This window comes from Rhizobacter sp. (genome assembly GCF_031412075.1).
In the GTDB taxonomy this organism is placed as follows: domain Bacteria; phylum Pseudomonadota; class Gammaproteobacteria; order Burkholderiales; family Burkholderiaceae_C; genus Rhizobacter.
In genome coordinates this window covers 1-21,693 of the sequence record NZ_JANOCG010000396.1, presented here as the reverse complement: position 1 = coordinate 21,693, position 21,693 = coordinate 1, and the positions used below count along the sequence as shown (strand labels likewise).

22 protein-coding genes are annotated in these 21,693 nt (G+C 67.6%); 8 read left to right on the top strand and 14 right to left on the bottom strand.

Features of this window, described 5'->3' with window-relative positions:
• Window positions 1–237: 237 nt before the first annotated feature.
• Window positions 238–1,263, bottom strand: a complete 1,026-nt coding sequence (bchI, locus tag RMO40_RS15050; protein ID WP_309722929.1) for a magnesium chelatase ATPase subunit I — start codon at window positions 1,261–1,263, stop codon at window positions 238–240.
• Window positions 1,264–1,401: 138 nt separating this feature from the next.
• Window positions 1,402–2,382, bottom strand: a complete 981-nt coding sequence (locus RMO40_RS15045) for a LysR family transcriptional regulator (protein ID WP_309722926.1) — start codon at window positions 2,380–2,382, stop codon at window positions 1,402–1,404.
• A gap of 105 nt (window positions 2,383–2,487) precedes the next feature.
• Here RMO40_RS15045 and RMO40_RS15040 point away from each other — a divergent pair, with 105 nt between their 5' ends.
• From RMO40_RS15040 to RMO40_RS15005, 8 genes are all read left to right on the top strand, one after another.
• A complete protein-coding gene (locus RMO40_RS15040; protein ID WP_309722923.1) occupies window positions 2,488–3,954 on the top strand; it encodes a ribulose-bisphosphate carboxylase large subunit in 1,467 nt (488 codons plus the stop codon).
• Between the two features lie 98 nt (window positions 3,955–4,052).
• On the top strand, window positions 4,053–4,472 hold the full coding sequence (locus tag RMO40_RS15035) for a ribulose bisphosphate carboxylase small subunit (RefSeq protein ID WP_309722920.1): 420 nt from the start codon (window positions 4,053–4,055) through the stop codon (window positions 4,470–4,472).
• Window positions 4,473–4,746: 274 nt separating this feature from the next.
• Window positions 4,747–5,640, top strand: a complete 894-nt coding sequence (gene cbbX / locus RMO40_RS15030) for a CbbX protein (RefSeq protein WP_309722917.1) — start codon at window positions 4,747–4,749, stop codon at window positions 5,638–5,640.
• Window positions 5,637–6,404: an HAD-IA family hydrolase gene (locus tag RMO40_RS15025; RefSeq protein WP_309722914.1), complete on the top strand. Its 768-nt coding sequence runs from the start codon at window positions 5,637–5,639 to the stop codon at window positions 6,402–6,404. Before cbbX ends, RMO40_RS15025 begins: the two co-directional genes overlap by 4 nt.
• Entirely contained in the window at window positions 6,401–7,171 is a 771-nt protein-coding gene (locus tag RMO40_RS15020; RefSeq protein ID WP_309722911.1) for an HAD-IA family hydrolase, read from the top strand. Before RMO40_RS15025 ends, RMO40_RS15020 begins: the two co-directional genes overlap by 4 nt.
• On the top strand, window positions 7,132–8,208 hold the full coding sequence (locus RMO40_RS15015; protein ID WP_309722907.1) for a class 1 fructose-bisphosphatase: 1,077 nt from the start codon (window positions 7,132–7,134) through the stop codon (window positions 8,206–8,208). Before RMO40_RS15020 ends, RMO40_RS15015 begins: the two co-directional genes overlap by 40 nt.
• Before the next feature lie 13 nt (window positions 8,209–8,221).
• Window positions 8,222–9,100 carry a phosphoribulokinase gene (locus tag RMO40_RS15010; protein ID WP_309722902.1) on the top strand — a complete coding sequence of 293 codons (879 nt, stop codon included), beginning with the start codon at window positions 8,222–8,224 and terminating at the stop codon, window positions 9,098–9,100.
• Window positions 9,101–9,119: 19 nt separating this feature from the next.
• Window positions 9,120–10,445, top strand: a complete 1,326-nt coding sequence (locus tag RMO40_RS15005) for a DUF3422 domain-containing protein (RefSeq protein ID WP_309722899.1) — start codon at window positions 9,120–9,122, stop codon at window positions 10,443–10,445.
• Window positions 10,446–10,883: 438 nt separating this feature from the next.
• On the opposite strand, the gene RMO40_RS15000 is transcribed toward RMO40_RS15005, so the two are convergent.
• The 12 genes from RMO40_RS15000 to RMO40_RS14945 all read right to left on the bottom strand — a co-directional run.
• Window positions 10,884–11,264, bottom strand: a complete 381-nt coding sequence (locus RMO40_RS15000; RefSeq protein ID WP_309722896.1) for an Hsp20 family protein — start codon at window positions 11,262–11,264, stop codon at window positions 10,884–10,886.
• 30 nt (window positions 11,265–11,294) lie between these two features.
• Window positions 11,295–11,747 carry an Hsp20 family protein gene (locus RMO40_RS14995; RefSeq protein WP_309722893.1) on the bottom strand — a complete coding sequence of 151 codons (453 nt, stop codon included), beginning with the start codon at window positions 11,745–11,747 and terminating at the stop codon, window positions 11,295–11,297.
• 142 nt (window positions 11,748–11,889) lie between these two features.
• Window positions 11,890–12,273, bottom strand: coding sequence for a response regulator (locus RMO40_RS14990; RefSeq protein WP_309722890.1), 384 nt, complete (start codon window positions 12,271–12,273; stop codon window positions 11,890–11,892).
• Window positions 12,270–14,255 carry a response regulator gene (locus tag RMO40_RS14985; protein ID WP_309722887.1) on the bottom strand — a complete coding sequence of 662 codons (1,986 nt, stop codon included), beginning with the start codon at window positions 14,253–14,255 and terminating at the stop codon, window positions 12,270–12,272. Before RMO40_RS14985 ends, RMO40_RS14990 begins: the two co-directional genes overlap by 4 nt.
• A 20-nt stretch (window positions 14,256–14,275) precedes the next feature.
• Window positions 14,276–14,746, bottom strand: a complete 471-nt coding sequence (locus RMO40_RS14980; protein ID WP_309722884.1) for a response regulator — start codon at window positions 14,744–14,746, stop codon at window positions 14,276–14,278.
• Complete coding sequence (locus tag RMO40_RS14975) at window positions 14,736–17,114, bottom strand: ATP-binding protein (RefSeq protein WP_309722882.1); 2,379 nt, start codon at window positions 17,112–17,114, stop codon at window positions 14,736–14,738. Before RMO40_RS14975 ends, RMO40_RS14980 begins: the two co-directional genes overlap by 11 nt.
• Window positions 17,115–17,159: 45 nt before the next feature.
• Window positions 17,160–17,783 (bottom strand): response regulator, encoded by a 624-nt coding sequence (locus tag RMO40_RS14970; RefSeq protein ID WP_309722879.1) that lies wholly within the window; start codon window positions 17,781–17,783, stop codon window positions 17,160–17,162.
• 28 nt (window positions 17,784–17,811) lie between these two features.
• Window positions 17,812–19,104, bottom strand: a complete 1,293-nt coding sequence (gene hemA, locus RMO40_RS14965) for a glutamyl-tRNA reductase (protein ID WP_309722876.1) — start codon at window positions 19,102–19,104, stop codon at window positions 17,812–17,814.
• The gene (locus tag RMO40_RS14960; protein WP_309722873.1) at window positions 19,101–19,406 is read right to left on the bottom strand and encodes a hypothetical protein; all 306 of its coding nucleotides are present in this window, start codon (window positions 19,404–19,406) and stop codon (window positions 19,101–19,103) included. Before RMO40_RS14960 ends, hemA begins: the two co-directional genes overlap by 4 nt.
• 9 nt (window positions 19,407–19,415) lie before the next feature.
• Window positions 19,416–19,898, bottom strand: a complete 483-nt coding sequence (locus RMO40_RS14955) for a tryptophan-rich sensory protein (RefSeq protein WP_309722869.1) — start codon at window positions 19,896–19,898, stop codon at window positions 19,416–19,418.
• Window positions 19,895–21,106 carry a geranylgeranyl diphosphate reductase gene (locus RMO40_RS14950; protein ID WP_309722866.1) on the bottom strand — a complete coding sequence of 404 codons (1,212 nt, stop codon included), beginning with the start codon at window positions 21,104–21,106 and terminating at the stop codon, window positions 19,895–19,897. The genes RMO40_RS14955 and RMO40_RS14950 overlap by 4 nt, the downstream gene beginning before the upstream one ends.
• On the bottom strand, window positions 21,103–21,693 hold a 591-nt coding region (locus RMO40_RS14945), incomplete at its 5' end, for a PucC family protein (protein WP_309722863.1). The genes RMO40_RS14950 and RMO40_RS14945, both read right to left, overlap by 4 nt.

The window sequence follows — 21,693 nt, the reverse complement described above, 5'->3', positions numbered from 1 at the left end:
GGCACGCGCCGCCAGGGTGTGTGGGCCGGCAACAGCTCGGCAAGCCGCGCGAGCCAGCGATCGCGCGCCAGGCCGGCGCCGCTGCGCAACACCACGCCACCGAGCCCGAGCGGGTCGACTGCAAACAGCGCAGCGACCAGGGCCTCGGACAGCGCAGTAGCGCTCATTGGCGCACCCTACGCACTCCGTGCGATCCCGCCAAGCGGGAGCGAGCCCCTTCGGGCGGCCGGGCGGGGCTCATGCGCCAAACAACTCCGCCACCGCCCGGTCGACGCGCACGCTGGAGCCGGCGTCGTCGAGCGGGTTGCGCCGCAGGCGGTGCCGCAGCGCCGGCGGGGCGACGCGCTTGAGATGGGCATCACCCACCACCCCATCGCCCTGCAAGGCGGCAAATGCGCGCGCGGCACGCACCAGCGTCAACTCGCCGCGCAGCCCATCGGTGCCCAGCGCCATGCACAGCTGGGCGGCACGCTCGAGCGCGGCGTCGGGCACGCTCACCTCGGGCAGGCGCGCGCGGCCGGCCACGATCTGTTTGCGCACCTTGGCTTCGTCCTTGGCCCATGCAGCGGTGAAGGCTTCGCCATCGCGCTCGAACGCGTCGCGCCGTTTCACCACCTCCACGCGCGACGGCAGGTCTTGCGGCGTGCGCACTTCGACCGAGAGGCCAAAGCGGTCGAGCAGCTGCGGGCGCAGCTCGCCCTCTTCGGGGTTGCCACTGCCCACCAGCACGAAGCGCGCAGGGTGGCGCACGCTCAGGCCTTCACGCTCGACCACGTTTTCACCCGAGGCGGCGACATCGATCAGCAGGTCGACCAGGTGGTCTTCGAGCAGGTTGACTTCGTCGATGTACAGAAAGCCGCGGTTCGCCCGCGCCAGCAGGCCAGGCTCGAAGGCCTTGACGCCTTGCGCCAGCGCGCGCTCCAGATCGAGCGCACCGACAACGCGGTCTTCGGTCGCGCCCAGCGGCAGGTCGACCACCGGCACCGGCACGGTGTGGCTCTTCAGTGCAGCGCCCTTGCCTTTCAGCTTGCGCGCCTCGCAGTCTTCGCAGCCCCTGGCCAGCGCCGGGTCGCAACGGTATCGACAGTCGACCACCGCGCGCATCGGCGGCAGCAGCGCGGCCAGTGCGCGCACCGCGGTCGACTTGCCGGTGCCCCGGTCGCCAAACACCAGCACACCGCCGATGCGCGCGTCGATGGCGGCAATCAGGATGGCCAACTTCATCTCGTCTTGACCCACGATCGCGGAGAAAGGAAAAACCAAAACGGGCTCCAAACGTGATGCGCAAACTCAAGCCTGAAAAATGTAAAGTTTGCTGGCGGAAGGTAGTGTCAGACTATTCTGACGGTTCGCGGTGATCCGATCAAGGAGTCTTCAATGGCCGCGCGGTGCGGGCCTGGGCTAGCGTTGCGGCGCCGAGCGAGGCCGCCGCGCCTTCTTGGCCGGCTGCACACCCACCTGACCCATCTGCCGGTGAACCTGCGCCTGCGCTTGATCGATCAAGAACTGCTCGAACGCCACCGCAACCTGCGGCAACTGGCGCGAGGCCAGGTGCATCACGAACCAATCACGCTCGATCGGGTTGTCGGGCAGCGGCAGCACCTGCAGCACGCCGGTCTGCAGCTCGAGCACACAGGTGTGCAGCGACAGGAAGGCCACGCCGAAACCCGCCGCACACATCTGCTTGATCGCCTCGTTGCTCGACATCTCGGAGCCGATGCGCAGCGGCACACCCGCCTCCTTGAAGATGCGCTCGATGGTCGAGCGTGTGCCCGAGCCGCGCTCGCGCACCAGCAGGTGCATGCCGGCGATCGCGGCAATGCCCGGCAAGCGCTCGCGCATCACCGGGTGCGAGGGCGACGCCACGAAGGCCATCGGGTGCTTGGCGAACGCGGCCGAGCTGGTCTTCAGCTCGGCGGGCGGGCGGCCCATGATCGCGACGTCGATCTCCTGCCCCGCGAGCAGGCGCACGATGTCGTCGCGGTTGCCGGCCTGCAGCTTGACCTTGACCTTGGGGTTCTGGTTGGCGAAGGTCACCAGCAACGGCGGCAGCAGGTACTCGGCCGTGGTCACGGCGCCCACGCGCAAGGTGCCGGCAAACACGCCCTGCAGCGTGGCCATCTCTTCGCCGGCTTCGCGCCAGAGCTCAAGGATGCGGCTGGCATAACCCGCGAGCAGCTCGCCCGCCTCGGTGAGGCGAATGCCGCGCCCGCTGCGCTGCAAGAGGGGCGTGCGCGCGGACTCTTCGAGCAGGCCGATCTGGATCGACACCGCCGGCTGGGTGAGGTGCATTTCTTCGGCCGCAGCCGACACGCTGCCCAGGCGCGCCACGGCATGAAAGGTGGCGAGCTGGCGGAACGAAGCTCCACGCGACAAGGGCATGGCAACACATTAGCCAAACCTAATGTCAATGTCAAAACATTTAACTTATCCGAATTGATCACGCTGCCTACATTGCACTCACCCACCACCCCACAGGAGACGATCTTGGGCCAGATGAATGAGCCGACGCAGATCACCGACACCAAGAAGCGTTATGCCGCCGGGGTGCTCAAGTACGCGCAGATGGGGTATTGGAACGGCGACTACGAGCCCAAGCCCACCGACGTGCTGGCGCTGTTTCGCATCACCCCGCAAGACGGCGTGGACCCGATCGAAGCCGCTGCCGCCGTGGCCGGCGAGTCGAGCACCGCCACCTGGACGGTGGTCTGGACCGACCGCCTCACCGCGTGCGACATGTACCGCGCCAAGGCCTACCGCATCGACCCGGTGCCAGGCATTCCGGGCCAGTACTTCTGCTACGTGGCCTACGACCTGAGCCTGTTCGAGGAGGGCTCGATCACCAACGTGGCCGCCTCGATCATCGGCAACGTCTTCAGCTTCAAGCCGCTCAAGGCGGCGCGGCTCGAAGACATGCAGTTCCCGGTGGCCTATGTGAAAACCTTCACCGGCCCGCCCACCGGCATCGTGGTCGAGCGTGAGCGGCTCGACAAGTTCGGCCGCCCGCTGCTGGGCGCCACCACCAAGCCCAAGCTCGGCCTGTCGGGGCGCAACTACGGCCGTGTGGTGTACGAGGGCTTGAAAGGCGGGCTCGATTTCATGAAGGACGATGAGAACATCAACTCGCAACCCTTCATGCACTGGCGCGACCGTTTCCTGTTCGTGATGGACGCCGTCAACAAGGCCAGCGCCGCCACCGGCGAGGTCAAGGGCAGCTACCTCAACGTGACCGCCGGCACGATGGAAGAGATGTACCGACGCGCGCAGTTCGCCAAAGACCTGGGCTCGGTGATCATCATGGTCGACCTGGTGGTGGGCTACACCGGCATCCAGTCGCTGAGCCACTGGTGCCGGCAGAACGACATGATCCTGCACCTGCACCGCGCAGGCCACGGCACCTACACACGGCAGAAGAACCACGGCGTGAGCTTCCGCGTCATCGCAAAGTGGATGCGCCTGGTCGGGGTCGACCACATCCACGCAGGCACGGCGGTGGGCAAGCTCGAAGGCGACCCGATGACGGTGCAGGGCTACTACAACGTCTGCCGCGACACGCAGACCAAGATGGACCTGCAGCGCGGCATCTTCTTCGACCAGGACTGGGGCGCGCTCAAGAAGGTGATGCCGGTCGCTTCGGGCGGCATCCACGCCGGCCAGATGCACCAGCTGATCGACCTCTTCGGCGACGACGTGGTGCTGCAGTTCGGCGGCGGCACCATCGGCCACCCGCAGGGCATCCAGGCCGGCGCCACCGCCAACCGCGTGGCGCTCGAAGCCGTGGTGCTGGCGCGCAACGAAGGGCGCGACATCAGAGGCGAAGGCCCCGACATCCTTCGCGAGGCGGCCAGGTGGTGCAGCCCGCTGCGGGCCGCGCTCGACACCTGGGGCGACATCACCTTCAACTACGCGTCGACCGACACCTCTGACTACGTGCCGACCGCAGCTGTCGCCTGATCGAACCGTTCGCCCTGAGCCTGTCGAAGGGCACTTCGACAGGCTCAGGGCGAACGGAGTGAAGGCACGGTCTCTCCACACTTCCAGGACCCACCACCATGCGAATCACCCAAGGCACCTTCTCCTTCCTGCCCGACCTGAGCGACGCGCAAATCACCAAGCAGGTGGACCATTGCCTGTCGAAGGGCTGGGCCATCGGCCTCGAATACACCGACGACCCGCACCCGCGCAACACCTTCTGGGAGATGTACGGCAACCCGATGTTCGACATCGAGGATGCGGCCGCCGTGATGCTGGAGATGCGGCACTGCCGCGAGGTTTTCCCCAACCATTACATCCGCCTCAGCGCCTACGACTCCACCCACGGCACCGAGTCGGTGGTGCTGTCGTTCATCGTCAACCGGCCGCGCAAGGAACCGGGGTTCCGCCTGGTGCGCACCGAATCGGCCGGGCGCACGATGAGCTACAGCATCGAGAGTTATGCGGTGCAGCGTGAGCCTGAGGGGGAGCGGTATTGAACGCCCACCTGCTCCGTCATTCCCGCCCTTCGGCAAGCTCAGGGCAAGCCGAGCTTTCCCCGGGCGGGAATCCAGCATGCAGGCAGGCATGCTGGCCCAGCCGTGCGCGTGCCAACAGATTCACCGCCAAGGCGCAAAGGTCGCCAAGATCGCAAAGAATCCAGAGCGCTCTCTTTTCCTTTGCGACCTTTGCGTTCTTTGCGCCTTGGCGGTCAAGAAACCGTGCCCTGGCCCCAGCCTGGATTCCCGCCTGCGCGGGAATGACGGTGGCCCCATGAACGCCCCCCACACCCCCAGCCAGCTGCTCGAAGCCTCCGGCGTGCGCGCCCTGCTCGACCAGCTCGATGCCGAGCTGATCGGCCTGGCGCCAGTGAAGGGCCGCATTCGCGACATTGCCGCGCTGCTGCTGATCGACAAGCTGCGCGAGCAGCAAGGCCTGCAGTCGACACCGCCGTCGCTGCACATGTGCTTCACCGGCAACCCCGGCACCGGCAAGACCACCGTGGCGATGCGCATGGCCGAGGTGCTCAAGCAGCTGGGCTACGTGCGCAAGGGCCACCTCGTCGCGGTGACCCGCGACGACCTGGTCGGCCAGTTCATCGGCCACACCGCCCCCAAGACCAGGGAGGTGCTGAAGAAGGCCATGGGCGGCGTGCTCTTCATCGACGAGGCCTACTACCTCTACAAGCCCGAGAACGAGCGCGACTACGGGCAAGAGTCGATCGAGATCCTGCTGCAGGTGATGGAGAACCACCGCGACGACCTGGTGGTGATCCTGGCGGGCTACAAGGACCGCATGGACACCTTCTTCGGCAGCAACCCGGGCATGGCCTCGCGCATCGCACACCACATCGACTTCCCCGACTACAGCGAAGCCGAGCTGATGCAGATTGCCCAGCTCATGCTGACGCAGCTGAACTACCGCTTCGACGAAGCCGCCACGCCGGCCTTCACCCGCTACGTCAGCCTGCGTCGGCAGCAGCCCCACTTTGCCAACGCACGCTCGATCCGCAATGCGCTCGACCGCATCCGCCTGCGCCACGCCACCCGCCTCTTCATGACCGACACGGCGCTGACGCGCGAACAACTCAGCACGCTGAGCGCAGAAGACATCCTGGCCAGCCGGGTGTTTGGGAGCCACGAAGGAAGCAAGGAGCACAACGCATGAGCATCCACGCATTGATCTTCGATGTGGACGGCACCCTGGCCGACACCGAAGAAGCCCACCGCGTCGCCTTCAACCTCGCTTTCGAGCGCTACCGGCTTGGCTGGGTCTGGGAGCCGGGGGAATACCGAGCGCTGCTCAGCACGACCGGTGGCAAGGAGCGCATGGCGCGCTACATCGACGAGTTGCCCCTTGGCGCGGCCGAGCGCCACCGAATGCACCTGCTGGTGCCCGACATCCACGCCGAGAAGACACGCTTCTACAGTTCTTTCGTCAACGACGGTGCAGTGCCGTTGCGCCCCGGCGTCGCGCGCCTTCTTGACGAAGCGCGCTCGGCCGGCTGCCTGCTGGCCATTGCCAGCACCACCACGGCGGTCAACATCGACAAGCTGCTGCAGGCGACCCTGGGCCCGCGCGGGCTCGACCTGTTCAGCGTGATCGCCTGCGGCGACCAGGTGCGCGCCAAGAAACCCGCACCCGACATCTACCGCCTGGCGCTGCGTGCCCTGGAGCTCCCGCCCGAGCAGGCGATCGCGTTCGAAGATTCGCCCAATGGGCTGCGCGCCGCGCTGGCTGCCGGCCTGTGGACGGTGGTCACGCCGAACTTCTGGACCGAAGACAAGGATTTTTCGGCCGCCTCGCTGGTGCTGCCCCACTTGGGCGACCCATCCCGGCCTCTGCGCGGCGAGCCTGGCCACCGTCTGCGCTCGGCCGCGTGGCTGAGCTTCGACGAGCTCGTGCGTCTGGCGAGCATGCAGCCCCGATGAACCGCATCGACGCGATCGCCTTCGACCTCGACGGCACCCTCGTCGACAGTGCCGGCGGCATCGCGCATGCGCTCAATTCGGCGCTGGCCGAGGCCGGCCTGCCCGCCTTCACCGAGCGCACGGGGCGCACCTGGATCGGCGACGGCCCCGACGCCCTGATCGCCCGCGCCCTGGGGGCGCACGACAGCCGCACTCCCCGCGCGACGGAGGCCGCCGCGGCCGACCCGCACGGCCTGGCCGCGCGGCTGCGGCGCGGCTTCGATGCCGCCACGCTGCAATCCCCCATGCAAGGCAGTTCGGTGTTCAACACCATCCCCGAGTTGCTGGCGACACTCGCCCCGCGCTACCCACTGGTGGTGGTGACCAACAAGCCCACTCTGCTGGCGCGCGCGGTGCTGCACGAAGCGGGCCTGTTGCCACACTTCAAGGCCGTGCACGGGCCCGAGGCGCCCGAGCAACGCAAGCCCTCGCCTCACCTGCTGCAGCAGGCCGGCCAGGCGCTCGGCGTCGACACGAGCGCGCTCTTGATGGTGGGCGACGCCGAAGGCGATATCGCCGCCGCGCGCGCCGCCGGCTGCCGCGCCGCATGGGCGGGCTGGGGCTACACGGCGCATGCCCCCGCCAACGTTCAGTCACGCGTGTGGCGCCTGCACACGCCGCGCGATCTGCTCTCGCGATTGGCCCCAGAGCCACGCGGCCACACCAAAAACCAATCGAGGAGAACGCCATGCCCACCGGTGGAAAGTCCACGCTCACGCAGTTCCTGATCGAAGAACGCCGCCGCCACCCGGGCGCCACCGGCGATCTCAACGCGCTGGTCACCGATGTGTCGCTCGCCTGCAAGGCGATTGCGCGCAAGGTGGCGTTTGGTGAACTCGCCGGCGTGCTGGGCAGCGTCGGCAGCGACAACGTGCAGGGCGAAAACCAGAAGACGCTCGACGTGCTGAGCAACCAGCTCTTCATCCGGGCCACCGAATGGGGCGGCCACCTGGCCGGCATGGCCTCTGAAGAAATGGAGCAGCCCTACACCCTGCCGCCGCAACACCCGCGCGGCAAGTACCTGCTGCTGTTCGACCCGCTCGACGGCTCGTCGAACATCGACGTCAACGTGGCCGTGGGCAGCATCTTCTCGGTCTTGCGCGCCGCCACGCCGGGGCAAGACCCGCAGCCGGCCGACTTTCTGCAGGCCGGCAGCACGCAGGTCTGCGCGGGCTATGCGATCTACGGGCCGTCGACCATGCTGGTGCTGACCTTCGGCCGCGGCACGCACGCGTTCACACTCGACCCGATGCTCGGCGAATGGGTGCTGAGCCACCCGGAGCTGCGCATCCCGCACCAGACACACGAGTTTGCGATCAACGCGTCGAACAGCCGCTTCTGGGAGCCCGCGGTGAAGCGCTACGTCGACGAATGCCTGGCCGGCCAGACCGGCCCGCGCGGGGCCGACTTCAACATGCGCTGGATCGCCTCGCTGGTGGCCGAGACGCACCGCATCCTGATGCGCGGCGGTGTGTTCCTCTACCCGCGCGACCGCAAAGACCCGAGCCGGGCGGGCCGGCTGCGCCTGCTCTACGAGGCCAACCCGATCTCGTTCCTGATCGAGCAGGCCGGCGGCGGCGCGAGCACCGGGCGCACGCGGCTGATGGACACACGCCCCGAGTCGCTGCACCAGCGCATCGGTTTCGTGTTCGGCTCCAAGGACGAGGTCTCGCGCATCGAGCAATACCACCGCGACGAGCCGCACGAGGCCTACGACTCGCCGCTGTTCGGCCACCGCGGCCTGTTTGCCGACACCGCGCACTGACGAGGGCCGCCGCATGTCCATCAAACACCCCGTCATCGCGATCACCGGCTCGTCGGGCGCCGGGACCACCTCGGTCACGCGCACTTTCGAAAACATCTTTCGCCGCGAAGGTGTGGCCGCGGCCATCGTCGAGGGCGACAGCTTTCACCGCTACGACCGCGTGGCGATGAAAGCCGCCATGGCCGACGCCGAGCGCGAGGCCCGCCCGCACTTCAGCCACTTCGGCGAAGACGCCAACCTGTTCGAGGAGCTGCAGGCGCTGTTCAGCAGCTACGCCGAGAGTGGCACCGGCACCAGCCGCATGTACCTGCACAACGACGAAGAAGCCGCGCCCTTCAAGCAGCCGCCCGGCACCTTCACCGCCTGGGCACCGCTGCCCGAGAGCGAGCTGCTGTTCTACGAAGGACTGCACGGCGGCGTGACGACCGAGAGGGTCAACGTGGCGCGCTTCGTCGACCTGCTGATCGGCGTGGTGCCGGTGATCAACCTCGAATGGATTCAAAAGATCCACCGCGACAAGAGCACACGCGGCTACTCCACCGAAGCGGTGACCGACGTGATCTTGCGCCGCATGCACGAGTACGTGCATTACATTTGCCCGCAGTTCACGCGCACCCACATCAACTTTCAACGTGTGCCGGTGGTCGACACCTCCAACCCGTTCATCGCGCGCACCATCCCGACGGCCGACGAAAGCCTGGTCGTGATCCGATTCGCCAACCCGAAAGGCATCGACATGCCCTACCTGCTGAGCATGCTGCACGACTCGTTCATGTCACGCGCCAACACGCTGGTCGTGCCGGGCGGCAAGATGGAGTTGGCCATGCAACTGATCTTCACGCCGATGATCATGCGGCTGGTGGAGCGGCGCCGAAAGGCGCTGCAAAGCTGAGGGCCCGTCCCTGAACACGATGGCACTGCTCCCGCCCGACCACCCCGAACGCCTGGCGCTGGCCGACGAGGTGCATGCGCGCCCGCCCGAGCCACTGCAAACGCCCTCGCGCGCCACCTACGTGGCCGTGCTGGTCGAACCCGCCGACCGCGAGCGCGAACTGGCGCACCTGGCCCGACTGTGCGAGCAGCACGACGTGCCGCTGCCGATGCCGGGGGCCAGCCACTTCGTCGCCACGCTCGGCGGCCTGCGCCTCAAGTGGGAGCGCCACGGCGAGTTCTCGGGCTACACCTTCTTCAGCGCCGGGCTGGGCCCACGGCCTTACAGCGAACCACCCACGTCGCTGCTGCCCGCGGGTTGGCTCGCCGCCATCCCCGGGGTGAGCGTGGCGGCCGTGCACGCCGAGCTGATGCAGGCCGAGGGCGGCGGCATGCCCGACACGGCCACGCTGGCGCAGCACTTCAACGGCAACATCGTGATGGGCGCTGAGATCGGCGACGGCACGGGCCTCGCGTTCACCGACTTTCGCATCCACGAAGACGGCTGCGCCCGCATGCTGGTGGTGAACCGCAGCTTCACGCAGCGCCAGGCCGGCCGCATGCTGCAGCGCCTGTTCGAGATCGAGGCCTACCGCATGATGTCTTTGTTGGCGCTGCCGATCGCACGCCGCCAGCAGCCGCGCATCGTGGCCATCGAAAAGGCGCTCGCCGCCCTCACCGAAGACATCGCCCGCGAGCACCACAGCAGCCACGACGAGACCTTGCTGCAGGAGCTCACCCGCCTGGCCGCCGAGGTCGAAAGCGGGCTGGCGGCCAGCCAGTTCCGCTTTGGCGCCTGCCGCGCCTACTTCGAGCTGGTGACACGGCGCATGGCCGAGCTGCGCGAAACCCGCATCCCCGGCGTGCAGACCATCGAAGAGTTCATGGCCCGGCGCTTCACTCCCGCGGTGGCCACCTGCAACACCGTGTCGCAGCGCCTGCACGATCTGTCAGAGCGGGTGGCGCAGGCGAGCAACCTGCTCTCTACCCGCGTGGGCATTGCACGCGAGCGCCAGAACCAGGCCCTGCTCGGCTCGATGGACCGCCGCGCCCGCCTGCAGCTGCGCCTGCAGCAAACGGTCGAAGGCCTGTCGGTCGCCGCGATCGTCTACTACGTGGCCGGTCTCGCCGGCTATGGCGCCAAGGCGCTCAAGGCGGCGGGCGTGCCGATCCACCCCGACGTGGCGGTGGGCATCGTGGTGCCCGTGGCCGCGCTGGTGGTGATGCTCGCGGTGCGGCGCATCCATCGGCGCATTGCGCGCGACGAGAGCGAGGCGACTCACGGCTCCAGTTCAAGCACACGGTGATCCGCGTTTTCATGCGGCTCCGTTCCGTTCGGGCTGAGCGGGTCGAAGCCCTGCTCGCGCATTGCGCCTTCGCTCAGCACCCCTTCGACGGACGGTCCTTCGACAGGCTCAGTCCCTGCTCAGGGCGAACGGATGAGGCAAGAGGCGGCCGATCCGTCATGGGCTCTGCTCCTCCGATCTTCAAACGCTCGCGCGATACGCTCCCGACCCAGCTCGATCAGTTCTTCGGCGCGCCAGAACTCGAAGAAGCCGCAGGCGTTTCGGGGATCTGAACCAGCGCATCGGGCAGGCTAGCCGACAGGCGCAGCCGGTGCCACTGCCCAGCACCGGGGGAAACCGAGGTCGAATCTGCAGACATGTCGGGGTGAGAACTCCTGGCCGCCCGGTCCACACCGGGCGGCAGGCAACACCTTGCAAAACACAGCCCAATCAGGACATTCAGGCGGCCGTGACGGCAATCCGCCGCGGCTGCGCATGCGCCTGCTTCGGGATGCGCAGCGTCAGCACGCCGTCTTTCAGGTTGGCCTCGATGCGCGTGGTGTCGAGCTCGCGGCTGAGCGTGAAGCTGCGGCGATAACGCGGCACGCGCACTTCGGCATAGACCGCTTCCAGGCCCTCAGGGGTGATCTGGCGCACCGTGCCTTCGATCAGCAGGGCATCGCCCTCGACCTTCAGCTCCAGTTGCTCTTTCTGCACACCGGGCAGGTCGGCCAGCAGCGTGATGCCGCCGGCGTCCTCGAACACGTCGACCGCCGGCAGCACGGCGCGCTGCTGCTCGGGTTCGGCGTTGTTGCGGGTCATTGGCTTGTTGTCGCTCATGATGGGTTCTCCTTGGCTAGGTAACGCGCGTCACTGCACGCTGATGCGCTTGGGTTGGGCCGATTCGCGGCGGGCCACGCTCACCTGGAGCACGCCGTCGCGGTAGCTGGCGTTGACCTGCGCGGGGTCGATGTCGTCGGGCAGCGAGATGGTGCGGCTGAAGCTGCCGGCGCCGCGCTCGCGGGTGTAGACCTGCAGCTTGGGGTCGTTGGCCGGGATGCCCGGCGCGCGCTCGCCCGAGATGCGCAGCACGCCGCGGTCGAGCGTGACCTCGATCTTCGAGGCCTCGAGCCCGGGCGCAAAGGCATAGATCTCCACGCTGGTGGGCGTGTGGCCCACATTGACCGCCGGCAGCGTGCCAGGCGCGACGGAGCGGATGCCGCTGGGCAAACCCGAGACGCCAAACACGTCATCGAGTTCACGGCGCAGGCGCTCGAACTGACCGAACAGGTTGCCCGGGTGATTCAGGATCGATTCGTACATGGTGTGTGTCCTCCGATTCAGGGTTGACACCGGCAGGAGACCAGACCCGCCGGCTCGATTCCCGACATAGGGTCGGCCAAAACGGTTTCAAGGGGGCAGGAACACACTGCTTTTTGCCCCGGGGCAAAACTCGCGCGCAGATTCAGCGCGGAAGATGCTTCCGGGCATGAGACCGAACTGTCTCGGCGAACGTCGCCACGTCGAACGGCTTGGCGATGTATCCGTCGCACCCCGCCGCGCCCATCTTGACCTCGTCGCCCTTCATCGCGAACGCGGTGAACGCCACGACCACGATGTGTCGCATCGCGGGGTCGGCCTTGAGTTGCCGGGTCAGCTCGAGGCCGCCCAAGCCGGGCATCTGGATGTCCATCAGGATCAGGTCCGGCCGGAAGGTCGCAATCAGCAGCATGGCGTTGGTCGAGTCCGTCGTCGCCTCGACCACGAACGCAGCGGCATCGAGGACAAATCTCGCGAGATCGACCGTCGCGACGTTGTCGTCGACAACCAGGACACGGAGCGCCCTCATGACAGAGCGCCGGTCGACGGCTTGACGGCAAACGCGCGCCAGCTGCGCAACGCGTCCAGCGTGGCATCGATCGACCCGCCGCGCTTGCTCAGGATGGCCCGCGCCGACTGGCCCAGCGTCGCATAGTCCGCTTCGGTGAGAAGCATGCTGGTCCAGATGAACACCGGCGTATGGCGCCAGGCCGGCAGGCGCTGCAGTGCATCGAGCATGGCGAAGCCGTCGAATTCCGGCATCACCAGGTCCAGGATGATCGCGTCGGGGCGGTGCCGCTCGAGTGCGCCAAGCGCCTCGCGGCCGTCCAGCAGGCCCACCGCGTCGATGCCGATGACCTTGAGCGTGGCCCGCATCAGGTCCAGCGCCAGCGGGTCGTCGTCGACCACCATCACGTTGGTCGGGCCGATCCCCGGTCGCCGAAACCGAGCCACTGCCGACACGACCTCGTCCGTGCGTATCGGCTTGCACAACACGTCGGCAATCGCGAACGTGGCCGCGGTTCCAGCCTGTGCACGCATCGTCATGCCCACCACCGGCGATTCGCGGCTCATGCCATTGGCCCGGATTCTGTTCAGCACGCCGAGGCCTGATTCGTCCGGGAGCAACAGGCCCAGCGTGATCGCGTCGTACGCGCGATGGCAAGCGTGCTGCACCGCCTGCTCCCCCGTGGCGGTGGTGTCGACATGGAACCCGGCGGCCGTCAGGCCCGCAACGAGTTGAGGCGGGTCGTCTCGAGCGTCATGAATCACCAGCAGGCGAGGTTCGGTCGCACTTGCCAACCGGTCCTGTGCCACTGCAGGCTGGATGGGGTCCGTCCCGTGGATGCGGTTCAGCACCGCATGGAACACGCTGCCATGGCCGAGCGTGCTGCGCACGCCGACGCTTCCGCCTTGCGCCATCACCAGGCGTCGCGTGAGGGCCAGACCCAGACCGGAGCCTTCATACTTTTTCGTGGACCCGGCGTCGAGCTGCTGGTACGCGGTGAACAGGCGCAGCAGGTTGGCGTCGGCGATGCCGACGCCGGTGTCCTCGACCTCAAGCCGAAAGTGGCGCGCGCCCGAGGCGCCCGCCCGCACGGTGATCAGGCCGCCTTCCGGCGTGAACTTGATCGCGTTGGACAGGTAGTTGTAGAGCACCTGCTTCAGTCGCGCGGGGTCGAGCACCAGGCTCCCCAGCGACTGCTCGATGTCGACGACCACCCGCAGGCGCTTGCGCAGGATCTCGGTGTGCAGGATGCCGTGCACTTCCGCGGCGAGCACGGCCAGGTCAAACGCCTCCGGGAAAAATTCCAGCTTGCCCGCCTCGACCTTGGACAGGTCGAGGACATCGTTGATCAGGCGCAACAGATGGCGCCCGCTGCTGGCGATGTGGCCCAGGAAGGTCTGGTGCTCTGGTGCGCCCGGCGCAACGGCACCCATCTGCAGCAGGTCGGCGAAACCGATGATGGCGGTCAAGGGCGTGCGCAGCTCGTGCGACATGTTGGCCAGGAACAGGCTCTTCAGCCGGTTCGCTTCCTGGATCTGCCGGTTTTCGCCTTCGAGTTCGAGCGCCTTGACCCGAGCAGCGTCGGCCAGGCGGCGCTGCGCCTGAAACGCCCGCGCCATCGCGAGGCGCTCGATGGCGTTCTCGACCGCCTGGGTCAGGGTCTCTGGCAGCAGCCACGCCTTGCCAACGTAGTCGTGCGCGCCAGCGCGCAGTGCGGCCTGATTGAGGCCGAGCTCCATCGACGCAGTGAGAACCACCACCGGGACGCTCATCAGCCCGTCGCCGTCGCGCGGCAGACGCTTCAGCACCTCGAAGTCATCCGCGTCGGGCAAGCCGAGGTCGAGCACGACGCAGTCTGGCCGCGGCGATTGCGCACACAGGTGCAGTGCCGCTTCGGCCGACGACGCCTCGCTGAACTGGTACCGGCGCTTGGAGCCGTTGAGCAGCGCCGCCTTGGCCTCGGCGCGGTCAAGCGGGTTGTCGTCGACGATCAGCACGTGCATCGGCACGGGGCCTCGGCCGTTCATGCCCACCGCCTCGTGGGTGACGAGGTGACGGCGCTCTTTGGCAGCGGGGCGCGGCTGAGCCACCTTTCGAAGATGGCTTCGAGCGTGCGCAGGCAGTCGGTGTGTTGCACGCTCTTCACATGGAAGGCGCTGGCCCCCGCCACGCAAAACGCATGACGGTCGCTCGGGTTGATGCTGGTGGTGAACACCACGACCGGCAGGTGATCCAGCAGGCCGTCGCTGCGCAGGTGTTCGAGCAGGGCCAGGCCATCCAGGCACCGCAGGTTGGAGTCCAGCAGCATGAACGAAAACGCGCCCGCCTGGTCGCGCGCCAGCAGGCGCCACGCCACTTCGGCATCTGCAGCGCGAATCAGGCGGTTGCCCACCTTGGCGCGCGTCGCTGCAACGAGCACGGTGTCGAAATCGTCGTCGCAGTCTTCGACCACGAGCACGGGCCGCGGGTCGTTGTTTCTGGTGTCAATCGGCATGGGGGTGAACCTCGGGAAGTTTGGCGCCGGGCAGCGTGAAGTAGAAGGTTGAGCCGACGCCAAGCTCCGACTCGAACCAGAGCCGGCCGTGGTGCTGCTCCACCATCTTGCGAGCGATCGTCAGGCCCGCACCACTGCCACCACCGTATGCGTCTTGCGCGTGCAGGCGCTTGAAGATCGCAAACACGCGGTCCTTGTGGCGCATGTCGATGCCGATGCCGTTGTCGCGCACATAAAAAAGCGTGTCACCCGCGGCTTGCGCGGGCGCCGACAGCGGCCTGGGCAGCGCAGGTGCCGCCTCGTTCGAACCGATGTAGCCGATCTCGACCCAGGGTTGCGGCTTGTCGGTGTATTTCGCGGCGTTCGAGATCAGGTTGGAGAAGACCTCCCGCACGCGCACCCGATCGCAATGGGCGACCGGCAGCGGCCGCGGCACGCGCACCTCGACGGCGCTCTCTGGCAGGCGGGCGCCGAGCATCTCCATGGACTCGATGAGCAAGGAACCGAGGTCGATGTCTTCCATGTCCAGCGTCGTCCGCCCGACCTTTGAGAAGTGAAGCAAGGCGTTGAGCAGCGTGTCCATGCGCACCGTCAACCGAAGCAGCCACTCGACACGCGCGGGGTCTTGTGAGACGCCGGCCTGGGCGTCTTCCAGCAAGCGGTGCGCGTACTTGTTGATGCCGCGCAGCGGCTCCTTCAGGTCGTGGCCGGCCACATAGGCAAAGGCGTCGAGCTCGGCATTGCTGCGCGCGAGTTCGGCGTTGGCCTCGGCCAGCTGCTCGGCGCGCACGACGACCAGGTCCATGACCATGCGGCGCATCTGCTGAGCGGCTGCGATTTCGACCTTTCGCCATGGGCTGGACCGGCCGCGCACCTCCTCCTGCCACAGGTCGAAGCTGCGCCGCGGTGTCAGGCGCGGCCCCAGCGGGCCGACCTCGGTGGGCTTCCCGTGCGGGTTGCCGGCCCAGTTGAAGGTCTGAACCTGTTCACCACGAAACCACAGGATCAGCGGGCTGTCGGCATGCCGCGACACCGCAGTCGCCAGGACGCCACTGGCACGCTCAGCAAACTCGGCTGCGGCGGGATACGCGGCGCCCAAGGCGTCGGTGGCATAGGTTTGAAGCCCATCGGGCACTTGATCGATGCGCTGGCGCAGCCACGCGGCCAGCGGCGTCAACTGCGGCTCGTCGGGCGTGTGGCCTGCGGTGAGCCAGCGACCGCGCTGGAAGATCGCGACCCCGTCGGCCTGGATACCGTCGAGCAGGCTCGGCGACGAAGCGGCCACGACCGACAGCTGACCGTCCGCCGCCGCGCGCGCCAGCACGGCAAGGTGAACCGCGTCGAGATGGATGCGGTATTGCAGGTGCTCGCGCAACTCGGCCTGGGCGATCTCGAGCGAGGCAATCTGCGCCAGAAACTCGGCGGCCGCCCGCAGCGGATACGCCAAGGGCCGGGGCGTGTAGTGGTGGCAGGCAATCAGCCCCCAGAGGGCGCCGTCGCGAAGAATGGGCATCGTCAAGGTGGCAGCGACGCCCATGTTCTGCAGGTACTCGGTGTACATGACCGACGCACCACGCAGCGCGCAATGGGTCATCTCCAGCGGGCGCTGCGTGTCGGGGTTGAGCAGCGGCACCATCTCGCACAGCCCGCCCTGGGCGTGCGGCAGGGGCCGAACACCGATCTTCTTGAAGATCTCGCGCGCCGGCCTCGGGATGTCGCTGGCCGGGTAGCGCAAGCCATGCCACGACGGCAGGTCTTCGCGCCGCGCATCGGCCATCACTTCGCCGCTGTCGTCGGCATGGAAGTGGTAGACCATCGCCCGATCGAGACCCGTGATGCGGCGCGCTTCGTGCGCGACCACCTCGCAGAAATCAGCCAGCGAGCGGCTGCTCTTGAGACGACCGATGGTTTTTCTGACCATCGAGAAGTAGTCGCCGTCCTGCCCCACCACGGGCGGACCCCGGCCGCTCGGCTCCATTTCGAGCAAAAGCACGCCGTCGGCCGTGTGGATCGTCATGTCCACCGGCGAAGCGTCGGCGGGTGACCCGGGCAGGCGCGCTGTCAGCGCGTAGCACGGGTTGTGATCCAGGACCTCGGTGTGGCTGAGCGCCCGGATTCGCTCGGCCGCTTCGGCACCGACGACCTGCGACAACGGGCCTGCCAACACCTGATCGACAGACAAGCCCGTCCAGAGCGCGCAGTTCTCGCTCACCTGGGTCACGACAAGATCGTCGAGGCGCAAGGCCAGCAGCATCCCGTGGGACTGGATGCAACCCGGCGTCTGAACCGGCTCGTCATCGCAGTTGGACAGCGAGATGCCGTGGCGCTTGATGCTGTAGGGAACAGGCAGGGAGATCCCGGGGATCATGCGAGCCCCTCCAGCGTGCATCGGGCGGCGCCCGCCATCACGGGGTCAGGGCCAGACAAAGTGGCTGCCACGCGCGCTGTCAGGCCCTTCGAGCCAGAAGCGAACTTCGGCGGCCAGCGTCATCACGTCCACCGGCTTCGCGATGTAGCCATCGAACCCGGCAGTTTGGAGCTTCAGCGCATCGCCCTTGAGGGCATACGCCGTGAAGGCGACGATGACGATGTGCTTCGTTGCCGGGTCGGCCTTCAATTGCCGCGTGAGTTCGATGCCGTCCATGATCGGCATCTGCACATCCATCAGGATGAGGTCGGGCAAAAAGACCGGGATCTGCAACAGCGCCTCGCTTGCACTCGGCGAGCTCTCGACCTCGTAGGCCGCCGCAGAAAGAACGAACTTCGCCATCTCGATGAACATCTCGCTGTCATCGACGATCAGGACACGCATCTGGGGCATGTTCAGTGGGGGGTCCAGGTGGAGCCGACCGGCGCTTGGCAGCGCCTGGTCGGAAAGGTTGAGATGTTCGACGCCAAGCCGGTTGCGCCACGCCGATTGCACGGCGTTCGGCCACTCCCGAGGCAAAGGCATGACCGACGTTGAACAGGAGTGTTGCCAGGTTGCAGCGCGCCGTCTGTGCGCTACCCAACACCCGGGACACTGCAGGCGCGACATTTCAACTCGCGCGTGTGCCCCATGAGACTCACCCCGCCTTGCGCTCTCCCCGCCCGGGGCACTGCAAGAAGAGGCGCGACAGCGTGTGCGTGAGCGCGACACGCTCACCGCCATCGGTGGCCTGCAGGCCCGCCATCGGCCCGTGCAGCATCTTCTGCGTGATGCCGCGTGACAAGGCGTCGAGCACCGCGTCGATGTCTTCACCCTTTGCCAGCAGCTTGCGTGCGCGCTGCAGTTCGGCGGCGCGCCAGGTTTCGGCCTGGGTCTGCAAGGCCTGGATCAGCGGCACGGTGTCGCGTGTACCGAGCCACCGCACAAAATCTTGCACGCCCGACTCGATGATGCTTTCGGCCTGGCCCACGGCGGCGTGGCGCTTGTCGCTGCCGGCCTGCACGATCTGCGCAAGGTCGTCGAGCGTGTAGACATAAGCGTCGGCCAGCGCTGCGACCTCGGGTTCGATGTCGCGCGGCACCGCCAGGTCGACCATCAGCATCGGCCGGCGGCGGCGCTGCTTGAGCGCGCGCTCGACGGCGCCCAGCCCAATCAACGGCAGCGGGCTCGCGGTGCACGACACCACCACGTCGAAATCGGCCAGGCGCGACATGGCGGTGGTCAGACCGATCGCTTCGGCCTTGAAGTGCGCGGCGAGCGCTTCGCCACGCGCGAGGTTGCGGTTGCCGACGGTCAACAGCTTGGGTGAGCGCCCGGCCAGGTGGGCAAGCACCGGGGCTGCCATGTCGCCGGCGCCGAGCACCAGCACCTTCAACTCGCCGAAGTCTTCGAACAGCTGCGTGGCCAGCCGCACGATGGCGGCCGCCAGGCTCACGGTGTGCATGCCGATCTCGGTGCCGCTGCGCACCTCTTTGGCGACCGCAAACGAGCGCTGGAACAACTGGTGCAACGTGCTGCCGAGCGTGCCGGCGGTGTCCGCCGAGCGCACCGCCTGTTTGAGCTGGCCGAGGATCTGCGTTTCGCCGACCACCATCGACGACAAGCCACTGGCCAGCCTGAAGGTGTGGCGCGCGGCGCCGGCGTCTTCGAGCACATAGAAGTGGCGTTGCAGCTCCTGGGCTGCCATGCCGCCCGACTCGGCCAGCCAGCCCAGCGCCTGCTCGGCCATGGAGGCGGTGTCGGTGCTGTCGCTGCCGACGTAGAGCTCGGTGCGGTTGCAGGTGGAGACGATGGCGACCTCGGTCGCCCGCTTCAGGCGGCCGCTCACGGCGCGCAGCGTGGGCACCAGTTTTTCGCCGGGGAATGCAAAACGCCCGCGCACGTCGAGCGGCGCGGTGGTGTGGTTCAGGCCGAGGGCGATGACGCTCATGCAAGACTCCGGCGATGGGCATTCGCGTCACGTGCGCCGCGACGCCAGCGCAACCAGAGGTCGGTGCCATGGGCGAGCCCGGCGGCCACGAGAAACAGCGCGACCCATGCGGCGCCTGCACCGTGCGCGAGGCAGCGCAGGGCGAGCATGAGGCACAGGCCCGAGGCCATGTTGAGTGCGAAGTCGCGCGGGGCGACACCTTTGCCGGTGATGCGGTGATAGACCACCAGGGCCGCGCCTTCGAGCAGCGTGAACACGATCACGAGGTCGATCAGCAGCGCGATGAGTGGACTGTCGTTCATGCGTTCACCTCAAGCCGAGCCGAACGGCCCGTTGAGCTTGACCGTCTGCCAGTTCAAGGCCGCTGCGATGGTCACCCACACGAGGTAGGGCGCAAGCAGCCAGGCGGCCACCTTGGCAAAACGCGCCAGCAGCAGCATCAGCGCAAGCACCGACAGCCACAACACGGGCACTTCGAGCAGCGACCAGTCGGGCCGGTGCAGGCGAAAGAACAGCAGGCTCCACAGCACATTGAGAAAGCCGTTGGCCGCAAACAGCATCAGCATCCATTCGCGCTGCGCGCTGGAGGGAGCGCGCCGCCAGCCGATCACACCGGCCGTGGCGGCAAGCGCGAAGATGGTCGTCCAGATGGGGCTGAAGGCCCAGTCGGGAGGCTTCCACGCGGGCTGCTTGAGGTTCACGTACCAGGGGCCGAGGTCGGTCATCAGCCCACCCAGCACGGCGACGAAGATCGCCGAGCCTGCCGCGATGACGATGGGCTTCCACCGGCTCATACCCGCGCCAGCCCGAACAGGTGCGCCAGGTCCTTGAAGAAGATGCGCACATGGGCCATGGGCTTCTTGCGCGCCAGTTCCTTGTTCATGTACGACTCGAAGGTGAGTTGCTGAACGTCGCGGTCTTTGCAGATGGCGACGAAGCGCTCGCGCAGCCGGTCGCTCGAGTACCAGAACCACTGCATGATGCCGAGCACACGAAACACCGTACCGTGTGCCTTCATGAAGCGCTTGCGGGCGCCTGCCAGCGCGCTCACCCGGCCGGTGGCGAGCAGCGACTCGACCGCCTCGGCCGCGAGCCGCCCGCCGTACATCGCGTAGTAGATGCCCTCGCCCGAGGCGGGCGCCACCACACCGGCGGCGTCGCCTGCGAGCACCACGTCGCGGCCGTTGTCCCAGCGCGGCAAGGGTTTCATCGGGATCGGCGCGCCCTCGCGGCGCAAGGTCTGCGCATCGACCAGGCAGGCGGCCGTGCGCAGGCGGCCCACGGCGCCGCGCAGCGAGAAGCCCTTGTCGGCGCTGCCGGTGCCCACGCTCATCGTGTCGCCGTGCGGGAAGACCCAGCCGTAGAAATCGGGCGACAGCGTGCCGCGGTAATAAACGTCGCAACGCGAGGCGTCGAAACCGGCCGGCAGCGCTTCAGGCGTGCGCAAGATCTCGTGGTACGCAAACACATACCGCGTGCGCTCGGCGCCCGGCACTGTCTGTCGAGCCACCTCGGAGCGCGCGCCATCGGCGCCGACGATGGCGCGGGCGCGCACGTGGGCCGAGACCTCGCGCTTCATGCCGGGCCCGTCGGCGAGGCGCGCCTTGAAGTGCACCACGCTCACACCATCGGCATCGCGCGTGATGCGCTCGAAGCTGCCCACGCGGCGCAGCGCGCCGGCATCCGCCGCGCGGCAGCGCAACCACTCGTCGAACTGGTCGCGGTTGACCATGCCGACGAAGCCGTTGTCGATCGGGATGTCGACACGCACGTCCTTGGGCGAGACCATGCGTGCGGCGGTGGCGCGGGCGACCAGCAGCTCATCAGGGATCGCAAAGTCCTTGATCAGGCGCGGCGGGATCGCGCCGCCGCAGGGCTTGGTGCGGCCTGCGCGGTCGAGCAGCAGCACCGAGCGGCCACTGCGCGCCAGCTCGTGTGCAGCCGTGGCACCCGCAGGCCCGCCGCCCACCACGACCACATCGAAGGTTTCAACTTGGCTCATGCGGGTACCTCTTGAACATGGCGACGTGCAGCGCGCGCGGCCGGTTGACTCGGGCCGCTCAGGCGCATGGCAAGCGCAGCAGCAAGGACGAAGAGCAGCGCTTCGAGTGCAAACACCGACGCGTAGGCCAGCGCCGGAGAGCCGATCAGCCAGCGCGCGAGGTCGCTGGCCGCCGTGCCCACCAGCCCGCCCATGCCGAAGGCGACGGCCTGCGCCGCGCCCCACAAGCCCATGCGCACGCCCTCGCGCGCATGCCGGCCCTCGTTGGCCAGGCGCATCATCGAGGCGATGGCTGCGATGGAAAACGCGCCGTTGGCCGCGCCGAGTGCAAACACCGTGGCCTTGAAGGGCCACGCCGGGCCGACGAGCGCGGCCATCACCAGGCCCGACAACATCAGCGCCGACATCAGGCAGCCGCCGGTCTGCCAGGCACGAAGCGAGCCGAAGCGCCGGCCGCGCCCGGCAAACGCCGCTGCCAGCATGCCCAGCAGCACACCCCCGTGTTGCACGCCCGACAGGCTGGTCGACTCGCCCGGAGTGAAGCCGAACACCGTGCCGGCAAAAGGCTCGAGGATCAGATCCTGTGC